Source organism: Campylobacter fetus subsp. fetus (assembly GCF_900475935.1).
Taxonomy (GTDB): Bacteria; Campylobacterota; Campylobacteria; order Campylobacterales; family Campylobacteraceae; genus Campylobacter; species Campylobacter fetus.
Map to the genome: position 1 here is coordinate 743,925 of NZ_LS483431.1, position 19,811 is coordinate 763,735.

The window sequence follows — 19,811 nt, forward strand, 5'->3', positions numbered from 1 at the left end:
ATGAAAAAAATATTAATATCTTTAGCAGTTGTTGTTGCTGCTTTTGCAAATAGCAACAATACTAACGGAGGATTTAGCGATACTCAGATCAATAAACCTGCAAATCAGTACCGTGGTGGTTATACAGGAGGCGCTTATGGCGTAACTACGGTATCGGCTGCTCTTAGTGCTAGAGATGATACTTTAGTGAATTTAACAGGAAAGCTTACAAGACAAGTTCAGCACGATAAGTATGAATTTACAGATGGAAAAGATACTATCATAGTTGAGATAGACGATGATGACTGGCGTGGATTGGTTGTAGGTCCTAATGATACTGTTTCGATCTATGGCAAAGTCGATAGTGATATGTTCAAAAAAAATGAAATAGATGTAAAAACTATTACAAAAGTTAATCAATAATTTGAAATTTAGATATATATAATTTTAAAAATAGTTTAAGCTTAAAATTATCTGCTTAAACTATTTTAAATGCTTCCAAATGTCGATATTTTTATAATTCTTTTACCTTTTTTTAGCTACAATTTTTTAAATTTACTTCAAAAGAGATCTATGCAGCACATTCTAAATAGTATGAAAAATATAGCCGTTATAGGATTTAGTCCAGAACCTGCCAAAGCCAGCAATATGGTTGGTCATTATCTTATAAAGCAGGGTTTTAATGTATATCCGGTGTATCCAAAAGAGGGCGAAATTTATGGCAGAAAAATATACAAAAGTTTAAGAGATATAAACGATCCTATAGACACTGTTGTAATGTTTAGGAAGAGCGAGTTTGCTTCTAGTTTGCTTGATGAAGCCTATGATATAGGAGCGAAAAATCTCTGGCTTCAGCTTGGTATTGAAAATGATGAAGTTATGGCTAAAGCTGAGATTCTAGGTATAAATTTCATTCAAAATGCATGCATTATGGTCGAACACAAAAAGGAAAACAATGGTAAGCTTAAATAAAATAATTCAAGCAAAAAGAACAGTTGACGGATTTATTTCTAAAACCCCATTTGCTTTAGCTCCTCGTCTTAGCAAAATAAGCGGAGCCGATATTTATCTAAAAAAAGAAAATTTACAGATAACAGGGGCTTACAAAGTTAGAGGAGCATTTAATAAAATTGCTAATTTAAGTGATGACTCCAAAAAGTGCGGAGTAGTAGCGGCGAGTGCCGGAAATCACGCTCAAGGAGTAGCTATCAGTGCAAGACATTTTGGCGTTAGAGCAGTTATAATTATGCCTGAAGCGGCTCCGCTTTCAAAGGTATCTGGCACAAAATCTTTGGGTGCTGAGGTCATTTTAAGCGGTGATAACTTTGATGAAGCTTATGAATTTGCTCTAAAATATGCAAAAGATAACTCTATGACTTTTGTTCATCCATTCGATGATGAATTGGTTCAAGCAGGACAAGGAACGATCGCTTTAGAAATGCTTGATGAAGTGGCGGATTTAGACTATATAGTAGCTCCTGTTGGTGGAGGTGGACTGATAAGCGGCGTGGCAAGCTGCGCTAAACAGATAAATCCAAATATAAAAATTATCGGCGTAAGCGCAAAAGGCGCTCCTGCTATGTTTGATAGTTTTAAAGATAAAAAACAGCATAATTCAAAATCGGTTAGAACCATAGCCGATGGTATCGCCGTACGTGATGCTAGTCCTATAACTTTGGCAAATATCATCGAGAGCGTCGATGAGATGGTTCAAGTAGGAGATGATGAGATAGCAAACGCCATACTATATCTTTTGGAGCAGCAAAAGATAGTTGTTGAAGGTGCAGGAGCTGTATCTGTTGCGGCTTTGCTGGAAAATAAGTTTAAATTTAAAAAAGGTGCTAAAATAGGAGCCATCTTAAGCGGTGGAAATATCGATGTACAAATGCTAAACGTTATCATCGAAAAAGGTCTTATAAGAAGCTGTAGAAAGATGATCATAAACGTTACTTTGATCGATAAACCGGGCGCACTTATGGGACTTACAGATGTTCTTAGAAGCTCCGGAGCAAATATCGTAAAAATAGACTACGATAGATTTTCAACAAAGCTAAGTTACGGTGACGCATCCATAACCATCACGCTTGAGACTAAAGGTAAGGATCATCAAGAAAAAGTAGCTTACGCTTTAAAATCAGCAGGATACGAATTTACTCAAGAATTCTAATACGAAAAATTAGCTTGGATTATCAAAATCTAAGCTAAAATGTTTTCTTTATAAAGATATTTAAACAACTTTTATAATTACTAACTAAAAAAAATTAAAATTATTCTCAGATATTAGGTAGCAATGTGTAAAAATGAAACACAATAATAAGAATATTGCAGAATAAAATATAAATTCATACTTCATTTTTTAAATTTTTTAAATTTATTTATTAAAGCAAATTAAGATTATTTTACAAATATCTTAATTTAGGAAAAATAATATGAGATTAAGTACAAATAAATTATTTCGTTTATCGTTAAGTTTAACACTTATTAACGTGTTATTTCCTTGTTTGCTAGTTTCAGCGGATTTAAGACAAAGAAATATTATTATTTCAAAATCTAAAAATACGGCATTATCTAGCAATAATACCGATGTGATTAATATTAATAATCCGAGTCAAAATGGAATTTCGCATAATCAATTTGATGCCTTTGACATTCACAAAGGCGTTGTTTTCAATAATAGTCTAGAAGACGGAATTTCAAAAATTGGCGGTTCGATTGAAAAAAATCCTAATTTAACAAAAAATGCTAGTGTTATAGTGAGCGAGATTACAAGTAAACAAGCTTCACAAATTAATGGAATTTTAGAAGTTTTTGGAAAAAAAGCTAATTTAGTATTTGCAAATGAAAACGGTTTTAGCGTTAATGGAGCAGCTTTTTTAAATACCGAAGGTGTAACGCTTAGCACAGGTAAGTTTAATGATAATTTTCTTAATATCGATAGTGATGCGAGAATTAAAATAGGTAACAGTGGCATTATCGTTGATGGAGATTACTTTAATGTAATTAGCCGCGGTATAGATATCGCCGGCAGTATTGCTCATTATGAAAAAGGTAAAAATTTATCTAATATTAATTTTATTGCCGGACTTAATACAGTAGATTTAAATAATCCAAATTCACCTAAAATAAGTGCTAAATTAACCACACAAAAAGATAAAAAAATTGATTATGGAATCGATGGAAAGTATCTTGGTTCTATGTATGCAAATAAAGTTACTTTAATTAGCACCGAAGAAGGAGTCGGTGTAAGGCATAGCGGGGTTGTGAGGAGTATTAAGGATGTTATGGTTAAAGCTAAAGATAAGGTTGAGTTTCAAGCTTTAGGCGTAAATAGAAACGGAAGTATCAGCATAGAAGCAAAAGAAATTCAAAGCTCTTTAATCAATGCAGACAACATAAGTTTAAAAGCAGAAGGAAAAATTACCAATAAAGGACTTTACAGAGGTAATGAGATAACCGTTAATTCTAATTCTTTTGAAAATGCTAAAACAGTAGATATAAGTAAAGAAACAAAAGATATTTTTAAAACAAATCAAAAAAAATCTCAAATTTATGCCGGTACTATCTCGGTAAACGCTACAGATAAAATTGACAATTTCGGTTCTATCAATGTTTTAAATGATATAGTATTAAATACAAATTCCTTAAACAATAAAGGAGAAATATCAGCCAATAATAATATTGATTTAGTACTTAGCGCTTTTGATAACGGCGGCAAAATCATAAGTCAAAATAATATCACGTTAGAAGCAAATGATGATTTGGATCTTAATGCTCGAACATTACATGCAAAAAATTTACTTGATATTTCAAGTAACGAAAATTTGCGTGTAAATTCAAAACTTGAAAATTTAGGTTCGATTCAACTAAATGCACGAAATATTTATATTAATGCTTTGGTTGCAAGCGGGAAAGATTTGGTTTTACATTCGCGTGGAAGTATTGAAAATAATGGTTATTTGTATTCTGTTAAAAATACTACTTTGAATGCATTGATCGTTATGAATGATTCAATGATTGATAGTTTGCAAGATTTAAGTATTAACTCAAAATATGTGAATAATAACTCTTTGATATATGCAAGTAGAGATATCAATATAGAAGCGCAAACTTTAAATAACATAGCGCAAATGATAGGTTCGCTTACATATTTTACTGATAATACAAGAGGATTTGGCTGGGCAAATTACGGCGATACTGCATTTAAACGATGGAATATGGAAGCTAGAGTTAATAATATATTAAAATATATCAATTCATTAGATAGTAGACAAGGTATAATTCAGTCAAGTAAAAATATTAATATAAATACTATTTCGCGAGATAGAAATAGGCGAATTTATAATGAAGGGAAGATACTAGCTAAAAATAATATATCAACTTTCGGAAAAATTAACAATGTAACTTTAAGTAAAGATATAACCATGAGAGAAGTTTTTTCTAAAATAAAAGTTGGTGGATTTTTTGCTAGAGAGTATCTTGGTAGTTGGAATACAAATTCAACCCATTATTTCACTAGAGGAGAAAGCTTACTTGATGCTTTAAGATATTTTTCAAGCAATGCGGCAAAAAACCATCAAAGAGAATCTGCTTGGAACGCTCTTAAAGATGCGGCAAGAAAAAATAAGACGCTTAGACAGTATTTTTCTTTATTATTAGGCAGTAATTACGCTTCTCAAAGATTTGTTCCAAATCAGAATAGTTGGAATCTTAATGCAAAAATGATTTTTAAAGCAAAATCACAAGCTCAAATAGCATCTAATGGTAGATTAAACATAGTTTCTAGCAGCATAACGCAAGGATTATCAAGTTCTTTAAATAGAGATTTTGCTTTGATAGAATCTAACGTAAAAAAAGCGGTTAATAGTAGAGATTTAATTTTAAGTTCCATCCCAGATATCGTTAATTCGCGCTTATTTACTATTAATATTCACAAAGATGACGTTGTTTCAAACGATAGGGGCGGTCTTGTCGGCAAAGCCGCAGTAAGTATCGATACAGGCTCATTAAGTTCATCTTTAAGTGGTATTTCTTCAGAAGGACAAGTTAATATAAATGCTAGCGATGAGGCTAATTTTAGTAGTTCTCAGCTAGATGGAAGCGAAGTAAATATAAACGCAAATAGAGCAAATATAAATACCGCTTTAGCTACTAATGAAGAAGGAACTAGTACTTCTGTATCTAAAACCGAGATTAAAGGACAAAATTCCGTAACTATTAACACAAACGATGATTTAAATATCCAAAATAGCGATATAACTGCTAGCGCTCAAAATTCGCAGATAAATTTAAACTCTCAAGACGGTGATGTGAATATTAAAAATGATTATTCAACTTCATCTTCATTTACTCAAGAACAGACAGGCGATAATGTTTCTACAAGTTCTACACAAAGCAATACTGTTTTAAGCTCAAATATAAGTGCGGATAATTTAAGCATTAGCGCAAAAAAAGATGCTAATATAGTATCTAGTAATATAAGCTCTACTTCGCAGCAAGGGTCTATTGATATAAATGCACAAAATGTTAATATCGCAGATGCTCAAGAAAATACGAAAATACAAAACGAGGAATATAGTAGAAGCTCAACGGAAATAAACCATAAAAGTACTAGTTTGACTACTTCAACTTCGCAAGGTAGTTCTTTAACCTCACAAAATAATATTAATATCAATGCAAGTAATGATGTGAAAATAACAGGTTCTAATATTCAAGCACAAAATTCTGCTAATTTAAATGCCAAAAATATTAGCGTAAATAGTGGAGCGACTAAAATTTCAAGTTCGTCTCAAGCTTCAAATACTCAAATTGCCGGCTTTAGACAAACTACCCAAAATGTAGAAAGTTCTGTGGTTGCTTCATCAAGTATTAGTGCAAATAACGAGGTTAATTTAAATGCTAAAGACAAAGTAGATATCAAAGGTAGCAATCTCAAAGGTGAAGAAACAAATGTCAACGGTAATGAAGTAAATTTTATTGCCGCACAAAATCAAACACACACGCAAACTAATTCTCTTGGCGTAGGAATTTTTGCTAATGCGAATTTAGAATTAGGCGGTCAAGGTATAAGCGCAAATTATAGTCATGCTGGGCAAATTGCTAATACTAAAAAATTAGATAGTGAAAGTAGCATTACTCAAGGCGGATTGAGATCTGATCTTTTTGGAGCTGGAGAAGTCGGAGTTGAATTGATATCAACACAAAAAACTACCAACGAAGTTACTAACGTTTCAAGTAGATTAGAAGGTTCAAATATTAATGTAAATTCAAATAATACTTTAGATATAGGTGGAGCAAATTTGAAGGCAAATAAAGATATTAATCTTAAAGGCGGAGAAATCAAAAGCACCAAATACGCAGATACAAAAACACACAGTAGCACCGGTTTTAGTCTTAGTGTTAAAGAAAAATTGGAATCTTTGAGTCCTATCGCTTCTTTTGCTAATCAAGTATCGCAAAATTTACACTCTGAGCAAAAAGGCTTAAAACCAAATCCAGGTATCATTGCGGCACAAATTTCAGCAAGTACGGTTAATATGTTGAGTAATAATCTTGTTACTGGAAATTCCAACCAAACCATAGGTTTTAAATTCAATCAAAGTCAAAGTTCTAGTTCAAATGAAAATATCACGCAGATTACTGCGGGAGAAAATTTAAATATTTCGAGCACTAAAGGAAATATTACTTTAAATGGAACTAATGCAAATGCAAATAATATTAGTATAAATTCAAAAAAGGATTTGATTGTAAATGCTGCAAAGTCTAAAGCTAGTTCTTCAAATATACAATTTGAGGCAACAATTACCAATAGACAAACCGCAGGTTACCATATTATAGATGGTGGAGTTGCGGGTAACGCGGTAGAATTTTTTACTAACGGTTCGTATTCTAGAACCGACGAATCTAAATTTAGCAATACCACTCTTAATGCAAATAATGATGTAAGCATTAAAACTAAAAATAACACAGTTCTTAACGGAGCTAATGTAAATGCCAATAACGTAAATTTAGATATAGGTAAAAATTTAGAAATCAATTCTCTAGTCGATACTTCAAATTCTGAAAAATACGGCGGAACTTTAAGCGGAACGATAACTGGAGCATTATCAAGCAATCATATTGCTACAGGAAGCGTTTCTGGTATGGTAGGTTTTGGATATAATAAATCAAATAAGGCTGAAGTTTCAACTCAAAGCGGATTTAATGCTAAAAATGAAATTAACGGCGGTGTAGGCGAAAGTTTGAGCTTAAAAGCCGGAATTTTAAATTCAAAAGTAGGTTCCGGAAATTTAGAAGTTGCAAGAAAAGTTTTAGAATCTGATGTAAAAACTTATGAAAAAAGCGATGGTGCCACTGTAAGAATAAATGGCGGAACAAATACAAGTTTTGGCGCAGTAGTTGATATCGAAGATCATATCAACAAAACAGGTAGTGCAAACTCAGCTAGCAATATTAATATAAATGGAAATAAAAATAATATTATTAGCACTGATACTCAAAATACTCAAAGTTCTACAGATAGTTCTTGGGCAGGGGGAACCGTTAATTTTAGCACTTCAGTAACGAAAGTTAAAGATGCGGTCAATCATATTAGGGGAATGAATTCTAATCCTACATCAAGTACGAATACAATGCATGTTAATGAAATCACTGAAACAACGAGGTTTTAATTGAAAATTATGAAAATAATATTTTTACTTTTGAGTTTTCTCTGTTTTTTAAAAGCAGAGAACTCTGCAAGTATATTTGATTTGCTCGATAAAAAAGAACAGCAATTTTACATAGAAAAAGAATTTGATAATTTAGAAAAAAATCAAAAACAAGAGCGAATTTTGCCCTTAGATAGAGATGAAATCAAGATCGAAACATATATCTTTAAAAAGATTGAATTTAAAAATAAAGATAATTTGACCGCTAAAACCGATAAGCTTTTGCAAAAATATTTAAATACTCCATTAAATTTTAATGATATTTATAATATTGTTAAAGAACTTACAAATTTTATTTTTTCTAAAGGATATTCTACTTCGGCTATAGATATTGAAAAAATAGATAAAGAAAATCAAATTCTTATACTTGATATAAAATACGGATTTGTAGGAGAAGTGTATTTAAATGAGAATAATAATACAACAAGGCTTGATTTTGGTATGCCTTTAAAAAATGGGGATAAATTTAATATTTTTGATTTAGATACCGGTATAGAAAATTTAAGCAATGGCGCAAGCAATGTAAAAGCTTTGATAAAAGCAAGCAAGGAATACGGCTATTCGGATATTTTTGTCACAAGCGACGCCAAGCCTTTTGATTTTATGATTGATTCTGATAATAGTGGTGATAAATCTACAGGCAAGACCGGTATTCATCTAGCTTATAATAATCCTTTAAATATCAATGATTCTATACGTTTTAGTTTTATCAAAGGTTTATTAAAAGATATGCGAAATGAAAGTGAAGATATTTACGGTGTTAATTATACTTTGCCTGTACAAAGTTATCAGTTAAATTACTCCTTGCAATATAGTGATAATAAAGATTTAATTGAAGGTTATAATTCTAACTTTACTAGAAAAAGTACGAATTTAAGACATAAAGCTACACTCAGAAAAATTCTTCATCGTAGCAGTAATGATAAATTTTCAGTATATGTTAATTTTGATATCAAGGAAAATACGAATAAGATTGATGATATATTTTTAGAAATTTCAAGCGGAAAACACTCAAGCATAGCAAGCGGAATAGAATACCTAACTACTGCTATCGGTGGATTTTTGTTTTTAAATTTAGAATACCAAAAAGGAGTACCGTTTTTTGGCGGAAAAAAAGATGTTAAAGATTCTTTATATAAAGTAGAATTTAACAAGATCAATGCTAACTTGACTTACCAAAAGAATTTCTATCTCAATGATAGTTTAGTTATTTTATATAAAAGCAGTATCGGAGGTAGCTACTCTAATGAACCGCTTTTGTATGCAGATAAATTTTTAATCGGCGATGAATATACCGTTAGAGGCTTTAAAAAAAGTTCAGCAGCGCTTGATTATGGAATATATGACAATAATACTATTTTTTTTCATTTTTTAAACGTGTCAAAATATCTAAGCGCATTAGAACCTTTTATCGGGTTTGATATTGGTTATGGCAGGGATTATCTTTTACCGAATAAAGATTTTTTAGCCGGCGTATCCTTTGGAGCAAGGTATAATCTTGGTAATATATATTTAAGCTTAACTACATCAAAAGCTTTACATAAATCATCTAATATGCCGAGCGAGACTATTCCTATTTATCTTAGAGCTTCTTTATCTTTTTAGCTGATTAAAGTAATGCAGTAATATTTTATTTGCTAAAGTTGTTATATCTATAGTTTTTTTGTAGGTTAGCAAAAACGAATAAATTTATTCCCGCTAACATTTTATAAGCGTTAGTTATAGTATCTATGTTATTTAAATTTGGTAAATTCAATAAAATACCCGTTTTAGATACAATCCATTTGGCGGAGAGGGCATTCTAGTGAGCGGCTTTTGCTCTTTGAAATTTGAGATAAACTTATATAAATTTTCATCACTTTTACATGCTTGCAGAGCATTTGCTACCATTAGTCTTACTTGTGCTCTTAAAAAGCCATTTGCTTTGAAATTTATAATAGTAAGAGTCGGTTTTTGTGTTTTAAATTTAGCGCTGAATTTGGCGTCTTTTGTTTTGTAAATTTGATAAGCTTTTGCGTAAAATATCTCTCTCACTGTTGATTTTTCGCCACTTCCTACTTTATAAAACGGTGTAAAATCATGTTTTCCTATAAATAGTTTTAAAGCTATGTTTAGTCTTTGTATGTTTAAAGTTTTATAGAAATGCACATAGTCTGCTAAAAATACATTTTGCTCATCGTGATATATGATATAGCGATAACTTCTAGCAACGGCGTCATAACGCGGATGAAATTCATCGCTTACTTTTTGTATGTTTTTTATATAAATATATGGTTTCGTATGCTTATTTATCTGATTTTTTAACCGCTCAAATCTTTCGTTCCAAAACTCTCCGCACTCTACACATGATACTTGAGATATAGCGTGAACTCCTTTATCCGTGCGAGAACTAGATACGACCGGTTTAAAAATTCCAACTCTATTTAAAGCAAAATTAAGACAGTCTTCAACTGCATTTTTATCTGGTTGTGTTTGCGAGCCTTTGAATTTAGAACCGTTGTATGAGTAGGTGAGGGCGATTTTCATCAATATTTCATCAATATTTTTTTACTAAAGGTCAAAGCCGAAAATACAAAACTAACTATAAAAATAATCGGAATAGCATAAATAGGTTGCCTTGCAAATAGCATTATAAAAGCAAAATACGCAAATAAAACACCAAATATTCCAAAATATATTATTCCTTTTTCGTATCTATAAGTAACGATCCCGAAACTAAGAGCAAACATCACTGAAGCCAATGGAAACAGCGCAATAAGTGTATATATACTAAGGTCCTTTGCTCTTTTATCATCGCTGAATGCTTTTAGCCAGTACTCTTTTAAAGAGTATATTTCGTTTTTATTATCTTTTATTAGAGTTCTAATTACCATGTTTTCATAGCTACTGATATTCCATTTGTTATCTCTTATATCATACATTTTCCCTTTTTTAAGGATAAGTTCTAAATTTGAGTTTTGATTTTTTATATCTCCACTTTGTGATGTGATGAGCCTTTCATTTTCGTCTGAAACGTCATACATTACTATATTTTCATATTTTAAACTATCATTATTGTCATTTTGTTTTTCTATAAATACCATCCAGCTTCCAAATTTTTGTCCAAATTCGCTTGGCTTTATATTTAAACTTAGCTTTGTTTTTTTGTATTCTATGAAATTATCGTTTAGATTTTGAGCTATAGGCATAACTATCAATGAGTTTATCAGCATCACTACCGATACAATAAAAGATATAAATATAAAGAAATTAGATATATTTTTTGGATCTTGCCCTAAAGTAAACATTACTATGCTTTCATTTTCTTTTGAAAGTCGAAAAAAACTCATTGCAACAGATACAAAAAATCCTATAGGAATAGTAAATAGAAGTATTTGAGGCAACATAAATAGATAAAGTTTTAAAAGTTCTGAAAAGCTTATCTCTATATAGCTTGTTATTCTTGCTATTTGTATAAAAAATACAATAGACATAATAAGAAATAAAGTTGCGAACAAAGATGCAAAAGTCGACAAAAAACTAGCAAAAAGGTATTTATTTACTTTATTCATTATATCCCCACAAATTTAAGATATATCTCAAGGAGTTGCAAAAATTCTGTTTTAAAAATCAAAATTATGAAAAGAGATAAGCTAAGAGCAGGGATAAACGGCACTTCTTTGTTCTGTTTTTTTAGTAAAATATGTAAAATTATCTGTAAAATTGCAGCTAGAACAATAGCAAAAATTCCAAGACCGATTCCTGCCAAAGCACCTATTATGGCTATTATTATAGTATCGGCATCACCCATAGGTTCTATTATTTCGGCGCTATTTCGATTTATCCAAGCACTTGCTACGCTTTTTACGATAGTAATCGCTCCGGCAAATATCAACGATATCACAAATGGAGAATTTAACAAACTTTCGTCAAATGCAATAGTATTTTCGCTATCGAATGTGCTGAAAATAGCTAAAAAATAAGTTATAATAAGCAGACTCTCAGGTACGGCGCTATATTTAAAATCAATAACGCTAAGAGTAAAAAGCAGAATTAAACAGAGCCCAAGAAGTATCGCGTTTATTAAATTCGAGCTGATATATAGGCTAAACATACCAAGAAGTCCGCAGACAAGTTCCGTGATAGGATAAATAGGCGAAATACTTTCTTTACAAAATGCGCATTTACCTCGTAAAAATATCCAAGAAAATAGCGGAATATTATGTATATAGCTTAATTTATGCTCGCATTTTGGACAGTGGCTAGCTGGGTAGATTATACTCTTTGCAAGAGGCATTCGGTATATCAAAACATTGCAAAACGATCCTATACAAATACTAAATATGAAAAATAAAATATAATAAATTTCCACTATAATCCCCCGAATTTTCTATGTTTATTTTTATAGTTTTTTACAATGTTGTTTAGTTCGTCGCTATTAAAATCAGGCCACAAAGTCGGTGTAAAACAGAGTTCTGCGTAGCTTGCTTGCCATAATAAAAAGTTGCTAAGCCTTTGCTCTGCGCCGGTTCTTATGAGCAGATCTACATCTCCAAATTCGTTCGTGTCAAGATGTTTTGATATGGATGCTTCATTGATTTCTTCACCGTATAAGAGGGTTTTTTTAATCGCTCTTATTATCTCGTCTTTGCTTCCATAGTTGATAGCTAAAATTAAATTTAAACTAGAGTTATTCATAGTTTTTTCTTTTAAATTTAATATATCAAATTTTAAATCCTCATTAAGCGGCTCTAAATTTCCTATCGTGCTAAAGCGAATATTGTTTTCTAAAAGCATATTTTCTTTTAATTTAATAAATTTTTTTAATAAATTCATCAAAAAATCAACTTCGGATTTAGGTCGTTTCCAATTTTCTGTACTAAATGCATAAAGTGTTAAATTTTTTATGCTGTTTTTGCGGCAGTAACTAACTATATCTTCTACTACGTTGGCTCCTATTTGGTGTCCATTTGTACGCACTAGACCTCTTTTTTTCGCCCATCTACCGTTGCCGTCCATAATAATAGCTAGATGATTTAGTTTGTTCAAGATCAGCCTTTAAAATCTAAAAAATTACTTTTTTTAACCCAAAAAGGTCTAATATCTGCTTTTTTATATTCGCAACCAAGAGCCTCTCCGAGAGTTTTAGAAAAACTTAAATACGCAGACTGTATGGTTAAAATCCTACCGTTTTTTATACTAGCTATAATCGGTGCAAAATTGCTAAATAATAGATAAAATAGGATTTCTTCCCCAAGTTTTATCTGTGCTAAGCCGCTTCTTTTTTCATAAAAAAATGGTACGTTGATGACTCCGTCATTTAATGCTAAAATCATATTTGAATATATCAAAAACTCATTTTCATTTTTCGGATTTGCAAGTTTTGTTTTGATATAAGGTATCAACCAAGATATATTTCGGTTGCTTAGAATTTTTTCTAAGAGTTCGGATCCGTTTTCTAAATATTCGCCAATATTTTCTCTTTTTATTAGCCCATTTATATTTATAACACCGCCGCTTTGAGATCTTATATTTGCAAAGTATTCTTCGCCTACTTCTAGTTTTGGCTCTGATTTTGTAGATACTGTTTTACTTCCAAATTTGAGATTATAACGGTTATATCCTGTTTTTTCTATGACTTTTATGATTACTGGAAGGCTTGCATTTATGACATTAGGAATTCTGCTTTGTGCTTGTAGTTTTTTTACTTTTGAAACTGAGTTTATCATAGTGTTTTTATGAACTCCGCTATCTTTTTTGCCGCACTTAATTTATCCGTAAATTCAGTTGTTTTACAGCTTTTTTTAGTGATAAAATCAATATACGTTTCGTCGCTTCCGAATTTTATATTTTCATCTAAAATATTTAAACAAACCGCGTCCAAATTTTTATCTATTAGCATATTTTTTGCATTTTGTATAGCGGTATTTTTATCCATTTCCATTTTAAAGCCTATTTTTTTGCATTTTAGATTAGTATTTTTTAATATGTCCGTATTTAAAATCAGCTCCAAATTTATTCCGTTTTCATTTTTTTTCATTTTGCCATTAAATTTAGCTTTTGGTATATAATCACTAATTGCGGCGCACATTATCAAAATATCGTTTTTATCTGTATTTTGGGAATTTAATATTGCTAAAAGCTCGTTTGAGTTTTCAAATTTAATAAATTTGTATGGAGTTTCAAACTCTTTTGAGCTTATAAATATAACTTCTGAGCCTAAATAGTAAAACGCATCTGCTAGAGCTTTTGCCATTTTTCCGCTTGAAAAGTTTGTTATACCCCGTACGTCATCGATTTTTTCAGTAGTAGGTCCGCTTGTTATTATAACTTTTTTACCGATATAAAACTCATCTTTTCCAAGCACTCTTTTTGCCATTTCTACTATAATTTTGGGATCTGCTAAAGCACCTTTTCCGATATCTCCGCATGCTAGAGTTTTTGAAATTGGCTCGCAAATTTCATAACCGTTTTGCGAGAGTATTTCCAAACTTTTTTTGGTTGCGAAGTTTTCAAGCATATTATGATTTGCTGCTGGAGCTAGAAGTTTAGGACAAGTTGATGCTAAAATAGTCTCTAAAAACACATTATCTGCGATACCGCAAGATATCTTGTTTATAGTATTTGCAGAGGCTGGAGCTATGATTATAAGATCGTTTTTGCTATATGAGATATGGTCTAGCCCGCTTTGCCAGTTCTCACTCACGCTTGATAATACTTTTTTATCGCAAAGCGCTTCAAAGCTTATTAAATTTGTAAATTTTAAAGCACCATCGCTTAACATAACGCGGACGTTTGCACCTTCTTTTTTTAATAAACTTAAAATTTCATAAGCTTTATAAAAGCTAACACTTCCGCATACCGCTAGTAAAATATCTTTATTTTTCATCGTTTTTGCCAAAAAATTTATAAAAATATCCAGCCTTATTTATCTGTTTGCCTCTTGTGATAACTAAATCGCCTTTGTTTGTATCTTTTGTAACCGTGCTTCCGGCTGCTATTAAAGTATCGTCTGCTACATTAACGGGAGCTACAAGTTGAGTATCGCTTCCTATAAATACGTTTTTTCCTATAATTGTTTTATGCTTTTTTTTACCGTCGTAGTTGCAAGTTATGGTGCCGCAGCCGATATTCGTACCGCTGTTAATCTCGCAGTCTCCAAGGTAGCTTAGATGTCCTGCTTTTACCTCATTTAAACTTGCGTTTTTTAGTTCGACAAAATTTCCTATGTGTGTTTTGTATATTTTGGAATTAGGTCTTAAATGCGCCATAGGCCCTATATCGCTATCGCAAACTTCGCTAAATTCAATAACGGATCCGCTTTTTATATGAGAATTTTTTATAAAGCTATTGCCTAAAATCACAACATTTGGTTCAAGCTTACATTCACCTTCAAATTCGGCTCTGCTATCTATAAAAATAGTATCTGGAAGGCTCATTATTACACCGTTTTTCATAAGATTTTCTTTTATTCTGTTTTGCATTATCTCTTCGGCTATACTAAGTGCAAATTTATCATTTATACCCATGAAATTTGTCTCATCTACAAGTACGCTTTTTACCATAAATCCTTGCTTCAAAGCCAATTCTATAGCATCAGTTAGATAAAACTCGCGGCTAGCGTTTTCGTTTTTGATAAGAGGTATTATATTTTTTAGTAAATTTGTATCAAAGCAGTAAGCTCCGGCGTTGCAAAGATCTATCTTTTTTTCATCATCGTTTGCATCTTTTTGTTCGACTATTTTTATTACGTTTTGCTGGTTTAACACAACTCTTCCATATCCAAAAGGATTTTTTGCTCTAAAAGCAGAAAGCGATATATCTGCCGTATTGTCGCATAGAGATTTGAGCTCATTTACCTCTACTAAAGGCATATCTCCGCAAATAACAAGTGTTTTTTTAGAATTTAAATTTTCTAGTGCAGCTTCTGCAGCTCCGGCTGTTCCCGGTCTATTTATAGTGTCTTGCTTATAAATTTTAACATCTTTAAATTCGCTTAAAACGCTATTTTTAACCTCTTCAAATTGATACGATAAGACGATTCTTACGTCGTTGGAAATTTCGTAAGACTTTTTTAATATATGCGATATCATTGGTTCCCCGCAAAGCGTATGCAGGACTTTTGATTTATTTGATTTCATACGTGTGCCGTTGCCTGCGGCTAGGATTATTATAGATATTTCATTCATCATTTTCTCTCTAAATTTAGTAGAGATATTGTAACTAAGATAAGCATAAAAAAATATTAAAACCTATGTTGCTTTAAATGCGCTTTATAGGCGTTGATGCGTTTATATATTTATTATAGTTGGAGATTTTAGTATTTGATCTTTAAATTTAAATTGATTTTTACAAAAATTTAGCTAGAATTTAATATTTTAACGTAAGGCTAAATTTGAAACTATTTTTTTTAATATTTTTTGGATTTGTAACCGGTTTTGCAGCCGAGACTGTAACCATACCTACTATAAATTTAAATCTTAGCGCTCCAGATACGCCCCAGCAGCTAGTTACTAGCCTGAATGTTTTGATTGTGCTTACTCTGCTTGCTCTTGCACCGTCGCTTATTTTTGTGATGACTAGCTTTTTAAGGCTTATTATTGTATTTTCATTTCTTAGACAAGCTATGGGAACACAACAAATGCCGCCTACAAACGTACTTATTTCTTTAGCTTTGATTCTTACGTTTTTTATTATGGAGCCAGTTGCTAAACAATCTTATAATGAAGGCATAAAGCCGTATTTAGAAGAGAAAATCGGTTATCAAGATGCTTTTGCTATTGGAGCAAAGCCATTTAAAGAGTTTATGGTAAGAAATACCAGAGAAAAAGATCTAGCTCTTTTTTATCGTATAAGGGCACTACCAAATCCAAATACGGTAGATGATATACCTTTTACTATAGCTGCTCCAGCTTTTATCATCAGCGAATTAAAGACAGCTTTTGAGATAGGATTTTTGCTGTATTTGCCGTTTTTGGTTATAGATATGGTCGTTAGTTCTGTGCTTATGTCTATGGGTATGATGATGTTGCCGCCCGTGATGATATCTCTTCCATTTAAGTTGCTTATCTTTGTGCTAGTTGATGGATGGAATTTGCTTATAGGAAACTTAGTGGCTAGTTTCAAGTAGATTTTTTAGCTATAATAATTGTATTTATAGCTATACTTACTATGATAATACTTGCGCCTATAATAAGACTAGAGCTGATATCTTCTCCAAGAAATACAAATCCCCAAAAAGGAGCTAAAATAGCTTCAAGTATTGCTATAAGTCCAAGCTGAGCAGGTATAAGGTAAAGAGACGAACGTCCTATAAGTATTCTTGAAGCAGGAGTTATAAATATACCTACGATGGCTATTGTGATGATATCGCTTAAACTAGCTTCAAATTTAAAAAACGGTAAAGAGATCATAAACATTACAAGTCCGCCTCCGCTTATAGCCAATGTTCTACTAACATTTTTATGAGCGCTTAATAACACAAACAGCATAGAAAAGCTGATTACGCATAAAAACGATAGTATAACTCCTATAATAGAGTTAAGATCAAGTCTTTCATAGACTACTATTATGATTCCTATTGCAACGAAAAACGTTGCTATAAATATGCTTTTGGGAGTTGATTTTTTAAATATGATTTTATCGAGTATAGCACAAAATAGAGGTGCTGAAGATAGCAATATAACAGGCAGCGCTATACCCGCAAATTTAACGGCATATATAAAAAATATATTACTAAGTCCAAGAGCAAGAGCTGCTAAAATAGTACCTTTTGAATCTGCTAAGAATACATATTTAATTTTTTTTGGTTTAATAAATATAACAGAGATAAAAATCGAACTCATAAATAAAAATAGCCCAAAGAAAAATATATAATCAAATCCGCTAGCTTTAACAAATTTTATAGCCGGAGATTCAAAGCTCATCAAAGTAACGCCGATAATTGCTAGTATAAGCCCTTTTTTGTATTTTGTCATTTTTATTTTTTTAAATTCAAAATTTAATTCATTATAATAAATATAGTAGGAATTGTAATAAAAGTAAATATTATACCAAGGGCAACGCTTGATATAGCTAAATTCGTATCAAGGTTTGCTTTTAATATCATAGCGCTTGCTAATACCATAGGAGGCATTGCCGTTTCTAAAAGACCGACCATCCAGCTTTGATTTAGTTTTATATCAAATATCATAGTAATAAGAACAAAAATCGCTGGAGCTAACACCATTTTAGCACCTAATACGACTAATGAGCTTTTCCAAGCGCTTTTTATGCTGTTAAATCCTAACCCTATACCAACTGCAAATAGAGCTACAGGCACAACGCTGCTAGCAAACATACGAAGCGGCGCAAATATAACATCTGGAAGCTCGAAGTTTTTACATATTAATCCTAAAAGAAGTGCTACAAACGGCGGGAATTTGAGGATTTTCATTGTATTTTGAATGATGGAAACTTTAGCCGGAGCTCCTAAAGATAGTATAAGCGGACCTAGTATAGAAATAGGTATTCCGGTGGCAAGTTGATCGTAAAATATAACCTCATTTAACGCGCTATCGCCAAAAAACCCTTCTACTATCGGCATACCGACAAATAACGTATTACCAAACATACTAAGAAGCGCTAAACTTACTATCGTTGGTTTTTTAAATTTAAAAACGATACCGGCGCCGACTGCTATAAACATAGCAATTATCGATGAAGTAAGACCTGTTAAAATGATATTTATAAGATGAGTGTCTATAGTAACGTGATAAATTTTATCAAATATCAAAGCAGGCAAAGCAAAGCAAAGTACGAAATCAATGAAAAATATAGATTGATTTTGGGCTAAAACTTTTGTTTTTTTAGCTAAATATCCGGAGGCCAATAATATAAATATAGAAAACATAGGTGCGAAGATCATTATAAAATTTATCCTTAAAATTTTCTATAATTATAGAATTATTTTTGTTAATCCAATATAAAATAAAATAGCTCGCCTAACACCGTTTTTACCGCTAGTTTTTAAAGTAAAATTATTGTTATAAGCATTATTTATCTTAATTATTTTATTTTATATATTTTTAGCTAATTGCATTTTGTTATATCAAATTTAAATTTGTTATGCGAAATCTAACATTTTATCCAAAGCTAGTTTTGCATAGTGTATATTTTCTTGCGGTACAATCACTTCGTTCATCATAGTAAATAACTCACTTCTGCCTTCCATAGCCTCTAAAACTCTTAGCAGATCATGCAAAGTAGTTTCGTTCATAGTAGGACAAATCGGAGGAGTGCTTGAGAGTACAAAAGTATTATTTGAACCTTTTCTTAAGCGATTAACAAGATTAAATTCAGTTCCGATTGCGATAGTTTGGGCAGGGCTTAGCTTTTTAACAAAATCTATGATTTGACTAGTAGATCCTACAAAATCAGACTTTTCTACGACGCTTGGATCACACTCTGGATGGGTTATGATTAGTATATCTTTATACTTTTTTCTATAATTTTCGATATCTTGCGTGGTAAAAGCTTGATGTACGGAGCAAAAACCATCATAGCAAAGAATTTGGGACTCTAAAATACTTTTTTTATCTGCTTTATTTAGTATGCAAAAACTTAAACCCTTTTTTTTGGCTAGGTTTATTCCTAAGCATCTATCTGGTAAAAAAAAGATTTTTTTATTACTTTGAATAGCGTAATCAAAAATTTTATCGGCATTACTAGAAGTACAAACGACTCCGCCCATTTTTCCTACTTCTGCTTTCACGGCTGCGCTAGAATTTATATAAACTATAGGGAAAATATCTTCTTTGGCTATACCGCATTGTGTGATTTTTTCTATACTTTGCTTAAAATACTCCTCATCAATCATTTTTGCCAAAGAACAGCAAGCTAGTTTTGGCATTATGACTTTTTTGTGCGGAGATAAAATTTTAACGCTTTGCCCCATAAAAGCTACTCCGCAAAAAATAATTAAATTTTTATCACTTTTAGATGCTTTTTTGGCTAATTCTAGACTATCTCCGGTAATATCGGCTATTTCTACAATCTCATCTTTTTGGTAATAATGAGCTACCAAAAGAGCATTTTTATCTTTTAAATATTTTTTAATTTGCGTTTTTAGACCCTGCATAGCTACTTCCTCGGTATAATTTATTATTT

Annotated in this window: 16 protein-coding genes; 6 read left to right on the plus strand and 10 right to left on the minus strand. The window is 31.6% G+C overall.

Going from position 1 to position 19,811, the window contains the following annotated elements; all coding sequences use genetic code 11:
* The 5 genes from DQN38_RS03665 (at position 1) to DQN38_RS03685 (ending at position 9,290) form a co-directional block, all read left to right on the plus strand.
* A complete protein-coding gene (locus DQN38_RS03665; protein WP_065843976.1) occupies positions 1-402 on the plus strand; it encodes a YgiW/YdeI family stress tolerance OB fold protein in 402 nt (133 codons plus the stop codon).
* Positions 403-552: 150 nt separating this feature from the next.
* Complete coding sequence (locus DQN38_RS03670; RefSeq protein ID WP_182995123.1) at positions 553-951, plus strand: CoA-binding protein; 399 nt, start codon at positions 553-555, stop codon at positions 949-951.
* Positions 935-2,146, plus strand: coding sequence for a threonine ammonia-lyase (ilvA, locus tag DQN38_RS03675; RefSeq protein ID WP_038453267.1), 1,212 nt, complete (start codon positions 935-937; stop codon positions 2,144-2,146). Before DQN38_RS03670 ends, ilvA begins: the two co-directional genes overlap by 17 nt.
* 262 nt (positions 2,147-2,408) lie before the next feature.
* A complete protein-coding gene (locus tag DQN38_RS03680; RefSeq protein ID WP_065843978.1) occupies positions 2,409-7,646 on the plus strand; it encodes a two-partner secretion domain-containing protein in 5,238 nt (1,745 codons plus the stop codon).
* Complete coding sequence (locus DQN38_RS03685; protein ID WP_111738183.1) at positions 7,647-9,290, plus strand: ShlB/FhaC/HecB family hemolysin secretion/activation protein; 1,644 nt, start codon at positions 7,647-7,649, stop codon at positions 9,288-9,290.
* A 147-nt stretch (positions 9,291-9,437) separates the two neighbouring features.
* On the opposite strand, the gene truA is transcribed toward DQN38_RS03685, so the two are convergent.
* From truA to glmU, 7 genes are read right to left on the minus strand one after another with little or no spacing between them, the layout of a single operon-like run.
* On the minus strand, positions 9,438-10,214 hold the full coding sequence (truA, locus tag DQN38_RS03690; RefSeq protein ID WP_002849168.1) for a tRNA pseudouridine(38-40) synthase TruA: 777 nt from the start codon (positions 10,212-10,214) through the stop codon (positions 9,438-9,440).
* On the minus strand, positions 10,211-11,236 hold the full coding sequence (locus DQN38_RS03695; RefSeq protein WP_111738184.1) for an LptF/LptG family permease: 1,026 nt from the start codon (positions 11,234-11,236) through the stop codon (positions 10,211-10,213). The genes truA and DQN38_RS03695 overlap by 4 nt, the downstream gene beginning before the upstream one ends.
* Complete coding sequence (locus DQN38_RS03700) at positions 11,236-12,036, minus strand: prepilin peptidase (protein ID WP_065844155.1); 801 nt, start codon at positions 12,034-12,036, stop codon at positions 11,236-11,238. Before DQN38_RS03700 ends, DQN38_RS03695 begins: the two co-directional genes overlap by 1 nt.
* Positions 12,036-12,713, minus strand: coding sequence for a polyprenyl diphosphate synthase (gene uppS / locus DQN38_RS03705; protein ID WP_011731937.1), 678 nt, complete (start codon positions 12,711-12,713; stop codon positions 12,036-12,038). The genes DQN38_RS03700 and uppS overlap by 1 nt, the downstream gene beginning before the upstream one ends.
* 2 nt (positions 12,714-12,715) lie before the next feature.
* Positions 12,716-13,393: a hypothetical protein gene (locus tag DQN38_RS03710; protein WP_010392707.1), complete on the minus strand. Its 678-nt coding sequence runs from the start codon at positions 13,391-13,393 to the stop codon at positions 12,716-12,718.
* A complete protein-coding gene (gene coaBC / locus DQN38_RS03715; RefSeq protein WP_065844154.1) occupies positions 13,390-14,553 on the minus strand; it encodes a bifunctional phosphopantothenoylcysteine decarboxylase/phosphopantothenate--cysteine ligase CoaBC in 1,164 nt (387 codons plus the stop codon). The genes DQN38_RS03710 and coaBC overlap by 4 nt, the downstream gene beginning before the upstream one ends.
* Positions 14,543-15,853 carry a bifunctional UDP-N-acetylglucosamine diphosphorylase/glucosamine-1-phosphate N-acetyltransferase GlmU gene (gene glmU / locus DQN38_RS03720; protein WP_011731939.1) on the minus strand — a complete coding sequence of 437 codons (1,311 nt, stop codon included), beginning with the start codon at positions 15,851-15,853 and terminating at the stop codon, positions 14,543-14,545. The genes coaBC and glmU overlap by 11 nt, the downstream gene beginning before the upstream one ends.
* Before the next feature lie 206 nt (positions 15,854-16,059).
* Between glmU and fliP the strand changes: the two genes are divergently transcribed.
* Entirely contained in the window at positions 16,060-16,794 is a 735-nt protein-coding gene (gene fliP, locus DQN38_RS03725; protein WP_042960611.1) for a flagellar type III secretion system pore protein FliP, read from the plus strand.
* Here the strand turns inward: fliP and DQN38_RS03730 are convergent.
* From DQN38_RS03730 to nadA, 3 genes are all read right to left on the minus strand, one after another.
* Positions 16,787-17,641, minus strand: a complete 855-nt coding sequence (locus DQN38_RS03730) for a DMT family transporter (RefSeq protein WP_011731941.1) — start codon at positions 17,639-17,641, stop codon at positions 16,787-16,789. The two genes, fliP and DQN38_RS03730, sit on opposite strands and share 8 nt — an antisense overlap.
* A 23-nt stretch (positions 17,642-17,664) precedes the next feature.
* The gene (locus DQN38_RS03735; RefSeq protein ID WP_002849178.1) at positions 17,665-18,570 is read right to left on the minus strand and encodes an AEC family transporter; all 906 of its coding nucleotides are present in this window, start codon (positions 18,568-18,570) and stop codon (positions 17,665-17,667) included.
* Positions 18,571-18,768: 198 nt separating this feature from the next.
* A complete protein-coding gene (gene nadA / locus DQN38_RS03740) occupies positions 18,769-19,782 on the minus strand; it encodes a quinolinate synthase NadA (RefSeq protein WP_024305256.1) in 1,014 nt (337 codons plus the stop codon).
* Positions 19,783-19,811: the final 29 nt, after the last annotated feature.